At 48.3% G+C, this 12,419-nt stretch carries 12 protein-coding genes; 3 read left to right on the top strand and 9 right to left on the bottom strand.

Going from position 1 to position 12,419, the window contains the following annotated elements:
• The first annotated feature begins 99 nt into the window (after nt 1-99).
• The gene (locus BZG78_RS12895) at nt 100-1,233 is read left to right on the top strand and encodes a multidrug effflux MFS transporter (protein ID WP_077661420.1); all 1,134 of its coding nucleotides are present in this window, start codon (nt 100-102) and stop codon (nt 1,231-1,233) included.
• A 45-nt stretch (nt 1,234-1,278) separates the two neighbouring features.
• On the opposite strand, the gene BZG78_RS12890 is transcribed toward BZG78_RS12895, so the two are convergent.
• Entirely contained in the window at nt 1,279-1,563 is a 285-nt protein-coding gene (locus BZG78_RS12890) for a hypothetical protein (protein ID WP_077661419.1), read from the bottom strand.
• A 157-nt stretch (nt 1,564-1,720) separates the two neighbouring features.
• Here BZG78_RS12890 and BZG78_RS12885 point away from each other — a divergent pair, with 157 nt between their 5' ends.
• Nucleotides 1,721-3,109: a class II fumarate hydratase gene (locus BZG78_RS12885; protein WP_077661418.1), complete on the top strand. Its 1,389-nt coding sequence runs from the start codon at nt 1,721-1,723 to the stop codon at nt 3,107-3,109.
• 34 nt (nt 3,110-3,143) lie between these two features.
• Here BZG78_RS12885 and msrB read toward each other — a convergent pair whose 3' ends face one another.
• From msrB to BZG78_RS12865, 4 genes are all read right to left on the bottom strand, one after another.
• Nucleotides 3,144-3,587: a peptide-methionine (R)-S-oxide reductase MsrB gene (gene msrB / locus BZG78_RS12880; protein ID WP_025744776.1), complete on the bottom strand. Its 444-nt coding sequence runs from the start codon at nt 3,585-3,587 to the stop codon at nt 3,144-3,146.
• 106 nt (nt 3,588-3,693) lie between these two features.
• On the bottom strand, nt 3,694-4,761 hold the full coding sequence (locus tag BZG78_RS12875) for a succinylglutamate desuccinylase/aspartoacylase family protein (protein WP_077661417.1): 1,068 nt from the start codon (nt 4,759-4,761) through the stop codon (nt 3,694-3,696).
• Complete coding sequence (gene rimK / locus BZG78_RS12870) at nt 4,748-5,653, bottom strand: 30S ribosomal protein S6--L-glutamate ligase (protein ID WP_025744775.1); 906 nt, start codon at nt 5,651-5,653, stop codon at nt 4,748-4,750. Before rimK ends, BZG78_RS12875 begins: the two co-directional genes overlap by 14 nt.
• 15 nt (nt 5,654-5,668) lie before the next feature.
• Complete coding sequence (locus BZG78_RS12865) at nt 5,669-6,109, bottom strand: ATP-dependent zinc protease (RefSeq protein WP_198532344.1); 441 nt, start codon at nt 6,107-6,109, stop codon at nt 5,669-5,671.
• 211 nt (nt 6,110-6,320) lie between these two features.
• On the opposite strand from BZG78_RS12865, the gene BZG78_RS12860 reads away from it, so the two are divergent.
• Nucleotides 6,321-7,661 carry a magnesium transporter gene (locus tag BZG78_RS12860; RefSeq protein ID WP_077661416.1) on the top strand — a complete coding sequence of 447 codons (1,341 nt, stop codon included), beginning with the start codon at nt 6,321-6,323 and terminating at the stop codon, nt 7,659-7,661.
• A gap of 101 nt (nt 7,662-7,762) precedes the next feature.
• On the opposite strand, the gene BZG78_RS12855 is transcribed toward BZG78_RS12860, so the two are convergent.
• The 4 genes from BZG78_RS12855 to BZG78_RS12840 form a co-directional block, all read right to left on the bottom strand.
• Complete coding sequence (locus tag BZG78_RS12855; RefSeq protein WP_108743387.1) at nt 7,763-8,686, bottom strand: mechanosensitive ion channel family protein; 924 nt, start codon at nt 8,684-8,686, stop codon at nt 7,763-7,765.
• Nucleotides 8,687-8,905: 219 nt separating this feature from the next.
• The gene (locus BZG78_RS12850) at nt 8,906-10,777 is read right to left on the bottom strand and encodes a PhoX family phosphatase (protein WP_077661415.1); all 1,872 of its coding nucleotides are present in this window, start codon (nt 10,775-10,777) and stop codon (nt 8,906-8,908) included.
• A gap of 193 nt (nt 10,778-10,970) precedes the next feature.
• Complete coding sequence (locus tag BZG78_RS12845; protein WP_077661414.1) at nt 10,971-11,822, bottom strand: lipase; 852 nt, start codon at nt 11,820-11,822, stop codon at nt 10,971-10,973.
• A gap of 94 nt (nt 11,823-11,916) precedes the next feature.
• Nucleotides 11,917-12,417 (bottom strand): hypothetical protein, encoded by a 501-nt coding sequence (locus tag BZG78_RS12840; protein WP_025744358.1) that lies wholly within the window; start codon nt 12,415-12,417, stop codon nt 11,917-11,919.
• Nucleotides 12,418-12,419 lie beyond the last annotated feature (2 nt).

Here is a 12,419-nt window from a genome sequence, read left to right as displayed (position 1 = left end):
AAATTGTCTTATTTTATAAACTTATTGCCTTTTATATTATAATAGACAAAGTGCTGATGTTGGTAGTCTAAGACCTCATTGTTTTCTTCAGAGGTCATTATGCAAACACGGACTTTTAGCCTGACTTTAGCTATGGCTTTAATGATGTTTCCGCAAATTGCAGAAACGATTTACAGCCCGGCGCTCCCCGAACTTGCTTTACACTTTTCGGTTACTCCCGATATCGCTTCGCAAACCTTATCTAGCTACTTTGTTGCTTTTGCATTTGGCGTTGTTTTTTGGGGGAGAGCTTGTGATGTTATAGGTCGTCGGCTGAGTATGCTCGCTGGTTTGGGGGTCTATGCGATGGCATGCTTGCTTGCCGTGTTTAGTTCTGATTTTAGCCTTGTTTTGATAGCCAGAGTCATGGCGGCTTTTGGTGCCGCGGTTGGGTCAGTTGGTACGCAAACGATGATTAGAGATTGCTATAGTCGTACCCAATTGGCGCGAATGTTCGCAGTGATGGGGATTGCCATTGCACTGAGCCCTGCGATTGGCGTGTTGGCTGGAGCGTTATTGGTAGGTTTTCTTGGTTATCAAGGGGTATTTATTGGGCTGGCTATTACGTCTGTAGGGCTTTTCCTCTACGCCTATCAGTGTTTACCTGAGACCCTAAGGGCTGATAACTCTCTTCCTCCGATGGCGCCGGTTTTACGACGCTTAATGATGGATGGTGATGTCTGGTTCAGTGCTGTCTTGGTGGCTGCATTTAACATTAATTTATTTGCTTACTATCAGCTTGCGCCTTTCTATTTTAGCACTTTGCGCATCCCGCCCTCATGGTATGGCTACTCAGGTTGCATCTTAGCACTAGGGATTGGTATTGGCGCCATTGTGAATAAGAAGCTTTTAGCAAGAGGCTGGGTGTATAAGCCGTTACTTTTATTGTCTGGCCTCGTCTCTACCCTAGGAAGTATTGCGGTTTGGAGGCTAGAAACCAGTCCTTGGTTTGTGATGCCTATGATATTCGTTGTGATGGCGTATGGGATTGCGATCCCTAACATCCTCGCATACGCGCTTCGCCACTATGCTGATTGTGTCGGTACGGCTGGTGCCCTATTCGGTATGCTCTATTACGGGTTAATTGGTATTGGATTAGCAAGCGTAGGAGCAGAGCAAGCTCTGGGGATAAGCTTGACTGTCAGTAGTATAGTCGCGATGTGCATTGGGTGGTGGCAGACAAAATCGGTCTGAACTGCGTTTTTAGGCGGGCACTGTCGCGACTAAGCCGACCAAGGTTTACTCACCGATATCCAAATTCATCTCATCGGCCCATGGCATGTCCGGCAAGGTGTCTAAGTTGGCTTCGTAACGTGATAGTGTGAACTGCCCGTTATTTTGACTAACGTCGTAAATCTCAACCATCAATGCGCACGCGATATATTCAATAGCTTCTTCGCGGGAATAGCCGGTCATACGTAGACGCATAACTGTCTCGGCGACTTTTTTAGGCTCTTGGTCAGTAATTTGATTCTCGACGACCGTAATCAGATCTTCGATACGCGTACTGGCTTCTTCTTGCATGGTTTTACTCGTTGTTTTTAATCGTGGCGCCATCTTAGGACATCAAACAAGCCCTAGCACGACATTTTTGCAATGCGTAAGGCGTATACGTTTCAATAACCGTGGCTAATATGTTAATGATAACTATTATCGTAAAAGTATAGTGAAACAAAAGGATATGACCATGACAAAAACTCGTATCGAAAAAGACAGTATGGGCGATGTTGAGGTGCCGGCGGATGCCTTGTATCAAGCGCAGACCCAACGAGCGGTAAACAATTTCTCGGTCAGCGAACTGACCATGCCAGCGGATTTTATTCGCGCATTAGCCATGGTGAAACATGCAGCGGCAACGGCTAACGAAGAACTAGGCTTACTGGATGGCAACATCGCCCACGCGATTCGCCAAAGTGCCGAAGCCATCATGGATGGTGAGCATTTAGCGCAGTTTCCGGTGGATGTATTTCAGACCGGCTCAGGCACTAGCTCAAACATGAATATGAATGAAGTGCTGGCAACCTTGGCCTCTGAAAAATGTGGTGAAACGGTCAGCCCCAACGATCATGTCAATATGAGCCAAAGCAGTAACGACTCTATTCCTACGGCTATTCAGATCAGTGCTACTTTGGGCTGTGAAAAAGCCTTACTTCCCGCGTTAGTGCATTTACGTGACGCGTTACAGGAAAAGAAAAGCAAAGTCGGCCATATCGTGAAAACGGGTCGTACCCATTTGATGGATGCGATGCCTGTGACGCTTGGACAGGAGCTGGAGGCTTGGTCGCAGCAAATAGAACATGCGATGGCTCAAGTGACACAAACTTTATCGCCGGTGCGTGCGCTCGCTCAAGGAGGAACGGCCGTAGGCACTGGGATCAATGCGCATCCCATGTTTGCCGAATACTTTGCGCGAGCAGTGTTTGAGTTAACAGGGACACCGTTTTCTGCCAGTGACAACCCATTTTTTGCCATTGGTAGTCAGGATGCGCTGGTGGCACTGCATGGTCAGTTAAAGACCACCGCAGTGGCAACCATGAAACTGAGCAATGATTTGCGTTGGATGAACTCGGGCCCACTTGCCGGGTTAGGAGAAATTGAGCTAGAGGGGTTACAGCCGGGATCGTCTATTATGCCGGGGAAAGTGAATCCTGTTATTCCAGAATCCGCTGCTATGGTCGCGGCACAAGTCATGGGCAACGACACCACTGTCACTGTAGCCGGTCAGTCGGGTAATTTTGAATTGAATGTGATGTTACCTGTGATTGCCTCAAACTTACTGCAAAGTATTCATTTACTCGCAGGATCTAGCCGACTGCTGGCAGATAAAGCCATTCGTAGTTTTAAGGTCAGAGAGGACAATTTGCAAGCTGCGCTATCTCGCAATCCGATTTTAGTGACGGCGCTTAATCCTGTAGTTGGATACTTGAAAGCGGCTGACATCGCGAAAAAAGCGTATCAACAAGGCCGCCCTATTTTGGATGTTGCCGAAGAAGAAACTGACCTAGGCCGAGAAAAGCTGGCTGAGTTGCTTGATCCAACCAAACTGACACAAGGCGGTATTGCTGAGTAAAATACGGGGCGAGGCAGACTCGCCCTTTAAAGCATTAATCCATTTTTTTAAGTGCAATGGCATTCATACAAAAACGTAAGCCGGATGGCTCGGGACCATCAGGGAAGACGTGACCCAGGTGAGCATCACAGCTGGCACAGGTGGTTTCAATACGCGTCATGCCATGGGTTGTATCTTTGTGATAGGCAATGGCATTGTCTTGCGCTGGCTGGGTAAACGAGGGCCAACCTGTGCCTGAATCGAACTTTTCGCCGGCATCAAACAGCAAGGTGCCGCAGCACACGCAGCCGTAGAGGCCTGGCTCAAATAGAGTACACATGCCCGAGCTAAACGCGCGTTCTGTGCCCTTTTGGCGTGTCACTCGGAAAGCGTCATCACTGAGTTGTGCTTGCCACTCTTGTTCGGTTTTTTCTACTCGCGACGGCGGTGTGAGATTGCCGTTTTCACTTCGAGCGACGATGTCTTGCCATGTCAGCATGATGTTATTCCTCTTGTTGACCGGACAGGAGTCCGTGCTACAGGCGTCTAGTGTTATGAATCCTGGTGATCGATGCAAGTAGTACGGTTGCTTTTTACTGCTGGGATCAGCTTGATAGGGTGCCAATCCCCCATTTTATTTCATCATCGAGATCATCTTTCACTTGATCGCGATAATCTTCCATATGTTGCTCAATCAAGTCATCGGGCTGTGAGAAGAACGCAATATGGAAAATCGCATCCCCTTCATTCACTACAGGGAGGGTATGCTGACCAATGACGATACCACTTTGCTGGGCTTTGATTTCGGTTTCTGTTGTGCCTGCGGGATCACTGATAATGCCAATGACTTGATCGCGGTTGAGACTTTGTCCGAGCGCCACGTGACTTCTCAATAAACCATCGGCTTCTGCACGCACCCATTTTGTTGATCGGGCTGTGACGGGCTGATAAGGCGTTTTTCGACGTGTTTGGCGTAACATGCCCAGGTAGCGCATCACACGAATCACCCCTCGTACACCGGCATTAATCGCATAAGGCTCAAAACGAAGCGCCTCACCGGCTTCATAGGTGATCACGGGAATATCAATACGCTCAGCTTCGGCGCGTAGCGATCCTTCACGCAATGCGGCATCGACCACCACAGGCGCGCCAAATGCGGTTGCCATCGCCGCCGCCTCTTGATTCTCCAGATTGGCTCTAATCTGAGGCAGGTTGGTGCGATGAATGGCCGCGGTATGTAAATCGATAACATGGCTACATTGGCGAATCACTTGCTCAAAGAGCTGATACGCCATTCTTCCCGCTATTGATCCTCGCTCTGATCCGGGGAATGAGCGATTTAAATCTCGGCGGTCAGGGAGATACCGTGATTTGTGAATAAACCCAAACACATTCACAACAGGAATCGCGATTAAGGTGCCATGTAACTTTTTCGGATCGATTTTGGCCATGACTTGACGAACCACTTCAATACCGTTGAGCTCATCTCCGTGGATGGCGGCACAAACAAGCAGCACAGGGCCATTTAACTTACCATGCAGTACTTCAACACTGACGTTAAGCGGTGAATGTGTGTACAAACGAGCAATTTCAAGTTCGAGACTCGCTCGCTGACCGGCTTGAATATGTTGTCCACCGATCTCGATAGCGTCGCTTTGTTTAGCCCTTCCCACGTGTGCGTGTCCTCTGAGGTTTGGCATTTTTTTCTATATAATCAATCACTAGTCCGGCAACATCTTTTCCTGTTGCGCGCTCGATGCCTTCTAAACCTGGTGATGAATTGACTTCCATGACCAACGGGCCACGTTCTGAGCGTAACAGATCGACGCCCGCGACATTCAGTCCCATGGCTTTGGCTGCCGCCACTGCGGTTCTGCGCTCTGTAGGTGTGATCCGAACGAGGGTCGCGGTCCCGCCACGATGAAGATTCGATCGAAACTCGCCAGGTTGTGCTTGGCGTTTCATCGACGCAATCACCTTATCGCCGATAACAAAGCAGCGAATATCAGCACCGCTTGATTCTCGAATATATTCTTGCACTAAGATATCGGCTTTAAGGCCCATAAATGCTTCGATCACACTTTCTGCGGCTTTTTTGGTCTCGGCGAGCACAACGCCAATACCTTGGGTTCCCTCAAGCAGTTTCACCACCACTGGCGTGCCTCCGACCATCGTCAGCAAATCGGCAATATCACCCGGTTTACTGGCAAAACCAGTGTGCGGCATACCGATGCCTTTGCGTGATAGCAGCTGCATAGAACGCAGCTTATCCCGCGAACGTGTGATGGCGACAGACTCGTTCATCGGAAAGACACCCATCATTTCAAACTGGCGTAAGACAGCACAGCCATAGTAGGTAACGGACGCGCCAATCCGTGGAATAATCGCATCGAACCCACCGAGATCTTCCCCTGCCAAATGAATAGACGGTTGGGTTGAGTTGATACTCATATAGCAGCGTAATGCGTCGATGATCTTGTAATCATGGCCACGTTGTTCGCAGGCTTCGATGAGGCGGCGCGTAGAGTAAAGATTTTTGTTACGCGAAAGAATACCGATTTTCATTGCGCTTGGGGCTCCTTATTTACCGAGGAGGAATGAAGACATGGGATCGACAATGATCTTACCTGCCATTGCGGTGCGTCCCAGTAACATACGAAATCGCATGTTATCGCGTGCGGTGAGTGTCATTTCGATGGGATAACACAAGGTTCCCGCTTTTATCGTTGTTTGTATCACATATCGTAGTTGCTCGTGTCCTCCGGAATCACGTACGAGGCGTCGTGCGAGAACCGGTGCTTCGGCTTGAACGGCGGTTTCGTCATCGCCTTGGTTTGGATGGACCCAGAATCTTACCCACGCCTGGCCGCTTTTCTCGAACTCTTCAATTTTAAACGTGTGTAAACAGGAGGTGCGTGCACCCGTATCGATTTTCGCTTTGATGCGGGCTATATCGAGCTCAGGAAGGCTCACCCATTCGCGCCAACCGACACAGACTTTATCGTTCGATTTTACAGGCATTGTCATCATTACTCGTTGTTATTTAGCCCTTGTCTCACCATAGAAGCGATAATGATTATGCGTGGTAAGAATCAGAAAAATCAGCGATGATATGTGATAACCATCGCATACCAATTGCGGCGATGTCATGGCATTTTGTGGGCGACGGATGATCCTCATCGGGCCTAGCCAATGCGTTTTCCGCCCATGGTTTCGTTATGAAGGAAATACCATGCAAACCAGTGAGAGACAAGAAGTGATTGATGATCTGCTGTCAAAAGTCGATCAAGGTTCGCTTGATGTCGTGCAAGATATTGAGCAGGCACATAGTTTAGATAGCCTTGCGTTATTGTTAGAAGCCTTACCGTTGACCGATCGTGTGGGATTCTGGGAACAACTGTCGTCGTCATTGCAGCTGCCTGTGCTGGCTGAAATGCGAGATGATGCCAGTGAAGCGATTATCCGTGCGGTGGATGATGATCAGTTGCATGCACTATTCGCTGACTTGGATGCTGATACCTTACTTGAGCTGCAAGATGTGCTGACCGAGCCATTACTGGAAGAAGCGCTAGGTCGGATGGATTCAGAGCAAAAGCAACGTTATGCCTCCGCCCAGCAGTATGCAGATAATCAGGTTGGGCATTGGTGTGATCATCAGCCTTTGGTCGTTCCTGCAAAAACGAAAATTAACGTGGTATTACGATGGTTGCGGCGTGTCATGCCAAAGTATTGTGATCACGTATTTGTGGTCGATAGTCGAGGCTTTTGGGTGGGTGCGGTGCCAATCCACCAGTTATTTGGCGCGGATGGACGATTAAAAATTAGCGAGCTGGTTCGAGACCAATTTCCCAGCTTGAATGCGCGCGACGACATCTACGCCAGTGCTGACAAAGTGGCAGACAGTGAAGAGATTGCCTTACCCGTTCTCGACGAGGGAGGGCTCTTGATTGGTCGTTTCGATTTGGGCACCGCCTATGAGATGCAAGCCGAGCGCGCCGAAGCGCAAATTATGGCCTCTGCGGGTCTAGATGAAGACGAGGACTTATTCTCGCCGGTGATGAAAAGTGCTCGAAATCGCGCACTATGGCTGGGTATCAACTTAATGACGGCCTTTCTCGCCTCCTGGTTTATCGGTTTGTTTGAAGCTACGCTACAACAAGTGGTGGCGCTGGCGGTATTAATGCCAGTTGTTGCATCCATGGGAGGAATTGCCGGCAGCCAAACGCTCACCTTGATCGTACGTGGTTTAGCACTTGGACAAATTTCTAAGGCCAACTTAAAACCCCTGCTTACGAAAGAGTTTAAAGTCGGCTTATTTAATGGGGTTTTATGGGCTGTGGTGATTGGTGTTATTGCAGGATATTGGTTTGATAGTTGGGGCTTAGGTGCGGTGATTGGAAGTGCAATAGTCGCTAATATTATCAGTGCCGCCTTGGCAGGAATATTTATTCCAGTGCTATTAAATAAACTGAAAATTGACCCAGCACTCTCCGGCTCAGTGATCTTAACCACAGTGACCGACATTGTCGGCTTTGTCGCCTTTTTGGGTTTAGGGACACTGTTTCTGCTATAATTTTTTTCGACGATAATTTGCTTTTTTCGACCCCAAAATCTTTCGAAAAAAGTGCTTTCGATCAAAAAAGCGCTCATGAAGGGAATGAGCGCTTCTAGTTATTACGCGTTGGCCAACGGCACAGAGGTATCTGTTGTCTGTGGCTCTTTCGCTTCCAGTTGTTTACCGTCTGCGATGGGAAGCAGCTTCTCGCAATACAATGTCATAATATCTTCACGGATCAGCTGCTCCAGTTCCGCTGCGCGCTCTGTTGGGCAAAAGAGTCGAACGTGAACAAGCTGTTCGCCTGTTTCGGTGTGCGATAAATATAAATGTGGCTCAGGGCCGGGTAAATCGACGCCCGCATGACGCTCTATCACATGATTGTATCGCCGAGCGATATCCATAAAATCTTCACTATGATCGTCAATACGTGCCAATAACGCGGGAATATGCGGATATAAATTAATATCGCCGCGGATCACCAGATGAAAATGGTGATACACATACCGCTTCATAAAGTTAAGATTTTTCACCGTGGTGGCAAAGAACAAGCTATTTGGGAGGGTCGCGGTTTTTCCGGTATAGCAATAATGGCCATTATGGGTATCAATTTCTTGAATTTTCGTCGCCATTAAATTGTGTTCGATCACTTCACCGCGTGTATTACCGACTTCAATCCAATCGCCAATACGAAACGAGCGAGAGCTCGCGCGTTGAATTGAACCGGTAAAACATAAAATGATCTCTTTTGAGGCGACGACAACAGCAACGGCGATGGCGGTCAATGATAACGCAAATTCATTGATTTCGGTGTTCCAAAACAGGAATAGAAAGAGTAACAGGGTAGTAAACGCCCCGTTTTTCGTGCGAGACATCCATTTACGCTGATCTTCGCTAAGAAAATTACTGTCACCACGAATGTGGCGTAGGATCAGTCGGCGAACGAGACTGACTACGACAACCACTCCGACGGTGGTTAATAACTTGTTTTCTAACAGTAGTTGGACAATATTGCTTAACTCAGACAACAAATCTATCTCCATGGTTTCCGTTAACGCCTACCCGAGTGATGGCGCTATTCTGCCCCCAAGTGAACAAAAATAAAACGCATACTTTGCAAATAGTGTTCATTCCGCTGTCCGTCACCAAGATATAAGCTTATGGGTCGTGCGTGTTTGAGCGTCGGGTGTGGTGGTTTGAAGGACATATAAAAAGCCCTCATAAAAACAAGGGCTTTGACGGGGGTTTGTGAGTTAAACGGCTTAACTGCCAATGACTCCGCCGTCTTCTTTGGTGATCATGATGACCGAAGAGCGCGGTATAGCGTTGCCACCAGCAGGAAAGTGAGCACCAGGGTGTTGGACGCCGACAAACATAGTGCGTGAATCAGGGGTAAACGTCAGCCCTGTGATCTCACATGAGGTAGGCCCCGTGAGGAAGCGACGAATTTCGCCTGTTTGAGTATCCGCGCATAACATTTGGTTATTGCCCATGCCGGCAAAATCGCCTTCGTTGGAATAATTGCCGTCGGTTTGGATCCAAAGACGTCCGGCGCGATCAAAGCCGATGCCATCCGGGCTGTTAAACATATTGTCTTTGTTGATGTTGTCTGTGCCTGCCATTAAGCCAGATTGCTTTTCAGGATGGCCTGCCATCACAAAAATATCCCACTCAAAGGTGTCACGGGTATGATCGCCTTGGGTAGGAGCCCAACGAATAATATGGCCATAAGGATTTTCTGTGCGGGGGTTAGCGGCATTGAGGGGTTGATTGTCTTTGACGCCGCGGTACTTATTATTGGTTAACGTGCAGAAAACGTGTTTTTTGTCGGCATGCACGGCCACCCATTCTGGGCGGTCCATGGTAGTGGCCCCCACTTGTGTTGCTGCTTCTCGGGCAAAAATGAGCACGCTGGCCTCATCAGGAAAGCCGTTTTCTGGCGTGAGACCGTTTTTGCCAAAGGTCAGCGCTAACCATTCACCTTGGCCGTTTAGCTCGTCGTCGCTGCCAGTAAATTTGGCGACATACAAGGTGCCATTTTCGAGCAAATCACGATTAGCGCTACCTTTACTCGGATCGTATTTTCCCTCAGAGATAAACTTATAAAGGTGTTCGCCACGCTCGTCGTCACCCATGTAAACCACAACATGACCATCGTCATTAACAGTGAGTGCGGCATTCTCGTGTTTAAAGCGCCCTAGTGCACTGCGCTTTTTCGGCGTTGAGTTCGGATCCATAGGATCAATTTCAACCACCCAACCAAAGCGATGTGGCTCGTTGGGATGTTTAGCCACATCGAAGCGTTCGTCATGTTTGTACCAATCATAGCCCCAATCAGAATCGCTGATACCGTAGCGCTGATACGTTTTGCCCAAGGTAACGTTTTTTGCGCTGGCAAAATAGCCGTTAAAGTTCTCTTCGCAAGTCAGGTACGTGCCCCAGGGTGTTTCGCCATTAGCGCAATTGTTAAAGGTGCCCAGGATCTTTTTTCCTGAAGGATCGGCGGCGGTTTTGAGTAACGAATGCCCGGCTGCGGGGCCCGTCATGGCCATTTCAGTGTAGGCCGTAATACGACGATTCAAGCGGCCCTCTTGGTTGACGTGCCAGCGGCCATCCATTTTTTTCAACTCAACCAAAGAGACGCCATGCGCCGCTTGTGACTTACGTGCATCATCAGACGAAATATTTTTACCGCCGTGCTCAAATAAATATTCATCATTGATGTATTCATTATTTACCGCTAATAAAGCACGATCATTGGCGAGAGGAAAAAACGTCATGCCATCATTGTTATCACCAAATTGGAGTGCTTGGGCATCGGCGCCATTTTGTTGGGAAAAAGCAGGTGCGTTAGCGAAAAGAGGATCGCCCCAAGAGACCAGTACGTCAGCTTTATATCCTGAAGGTACGTTCACTGTATCAGTTGTTGATGTTGGGATCGCCTCAAAGCCGAGCAGTTCACTTTGGCTCATTGTATCTGCTACTGCTTTCGCAACTGGATTGGCTGCAAAAAAAGCGACAGCACTGGCCGCTCCGGTGCCTTGTAAAAAACGGCGACGACTTAATGCTGCATCAATAAAGCGGTTGAACTCAGGCTCTGTATCTAATGGACGTTGATCAATATGCTTGCTCACGGCATGGTTCCTTTCTGATCGTGATTAAATAGTTATACTGACCCATCATAAATTGTGGGCGCGTCTGCGAGCATGGTGAGCCACTGTTAAAACCTCATGAATCATTGGTTAACTTCTTGAGTCAGCCGGGATCCGTGCGCACAGGATCACGCTTCAACATAGTTTACACTTCACCGCCTGACTGATGTGAGGACTAGTGCTGGTCAAAGTAATCCTTGCGCCGGATATATTTATCCATGTAATGGTAGGCAATCGGGCGCGTTAACCAACTATAGAGGACGCGCAAGATTCGGAATAAAGAGGGTGTATTGGTATAAATTTTATTCTCGTGTAACCAAAGTAATCGTCCTACATGCCAGTACACGAAGGGAATGGCAGGTAAGAATGTGACCATATCGACATCACAACAGATACGATAGGTACGTGTTGAGAAAGGGTATAATTGCTTAAAACGCCACATTCCGGCAGCCGGCTGTCCAAACGTCACGATGCGCTTGATCGCCCCGCCAAATTGATGATTTAGCTTTGCTGCAGCGACAATCGCCATGGCGCCCCCTGAAGAATGGCCGATAAAAGAAATATGTTTACCTGCGTGTAAAAAAGGGGTTAACGCAGAGATTAATTTAGTGAGTACTGTCTCTCCTTCAAGCACGGTGTGATCGGCCGCTTGGGCAATATCGGCAAATTGGCTGTCTGTCATGTGTCGGTATTGGCGTTTGTGCGGTTGCCATGACAAACTTTTTTGTGTGAGAAGATAGTGAAACCCCCAATGGACGTGACACTTCTTACCATCGATAGTGATCGTTTTAGGCGTGCACGCACAGTTGACCAACCAATCCCAGGCGGTTTGCGAACCACGAAAGACCACGACCGCGTCATCGTTTTCCCGCCACAGCACCCGGATAATACATCGTCCCCATCGGTCATAAATATCACGCCGGCCATGGGGACTGAATCCATACTGGGTGTGATCAAAATAGGTAGGGTAAGAGGCACGACAGAGTATAGCGTATCGCTCATATTGATAGCGTTTCAATCGCTTCATACAAGAGCCTATTTCATGAGTATTGGACTCAGGCTATCGAAAAAACATGACGAAACAGCGAAACGGTCAATGAATAGCGCGCTCGATCACCGCGCTAATAATTGTTTAGGAAGGGTTCTAAATGCGTATCATAAGTGAGCGCTTGAATCGGGCCACGGTGGGTGATTAAAAAGGCAGCATTCGTGCAATTACCAATCCCAATAATAACTTGTACCAACAGCCGTAAATCTCTTAACCAACGTTGCGTCTGCTCTTGACTCCAGTCTTCACGATATAGCCCCATATGATACTCAACCCACCAATAGGCGCCGCGAATAAATGCCTTCATTACCGACTCTGCCGCTAGGATCTGTTCAGCGGTACCAGAAAAGTCAAAATCGGGTGAGATGGGTTTGCCTTGCGTAAACGCGACATAGTTTCGACAGTGGCGAAAGAGCGCGAGCTGAAGTCCGGCTGCAGAATCATAGTGAGGGAGAGACAAGGTCGTGACAGGGAGATGTTTGATCGAGCGACGAAACAATGCCGCCGTGCGCTTACCGGGCATCAGATGCTCTATCGCGTAAAATAAATCCAAACTGATAAGCTGATTATTCAAGA

Source organism: Salinivibrio sp. MA351 (assembly GCF_001996065.1).
Taxonomy (GTDB): domain Bacteria; phylum Pseudomonadota; class Gammaproteobacteria; order Enterobacterales; family Vibrionaceae; genus Salinivibrio; species Salinivibrio costicola.
This window is presented reverse-complemented; position numbering and strand designations above follow the sequence as displayed.

Bases quoted from the DNA above. Each gene is read 5' to 3' on its own strand.
- BZG78_RS12895 (WP_077661420.1), top strand. From the start codon at position 100: ATGCAAACACGGACTTTTAGCCTGACTTTAGCTATGGCTTTAATGATG.
- BZG78_RS12890 (WP_077661419.1), bottom strand. From the start codon at position 1,563: ATGCAAGAAGAAGCCAGTACGCGTATCGAAGATCTGATTACGGTCGTC.
- BZG78_RS12885 (WP_077661418.1), top strand. From the start codon at position 1,721: ATGACCATGACAAAAACTCGTATCGAAAAAGACAGTATGGGCGATGTT.
- msrB (WP_025744776.1), bottom strand. From the start codon at position 3,587: ATGCTGACATGGCAAGACATCGTCGCTCGAAGTGAAAACGGCAATCTC.
- rimK (WP_025744775.1), bottom strand. From the start codon at position 5,653: ATGAAAATCGGTATTCTTTCGCGTAACAAAAATCTTTACTCTACGCGC.
- BZG78_RS12865 (WP_198532344.1), bottom strand. From the start codon at position 6,109: ATGCCTGTAAAATCGAACGATAAAGTCTGTGTCGGTTGGCGCGAATGG.
- BZG78_RS12860 (WP_077661416.1), top strand. From the start codon at position 6,321: ATGCAAACCAGTGAGAGACAAGAAGTGATTGATGATCTGCTGTCAAAA.
- BZG78_RS12855 (WP_108743387.1), bottom strand. From the start codon at position 8,686: ATGGAGATAGATTTGTTGTCTGAGTTAAGCAATATTGTCCAACTACTG.
- BZG78_RS12845 (WP_077661414.1), bottom strand. From the start codon at position 11,822: ATGAAGCGATTGAAACGCTATCAATATGAGCGATACGCTATACTCTGT.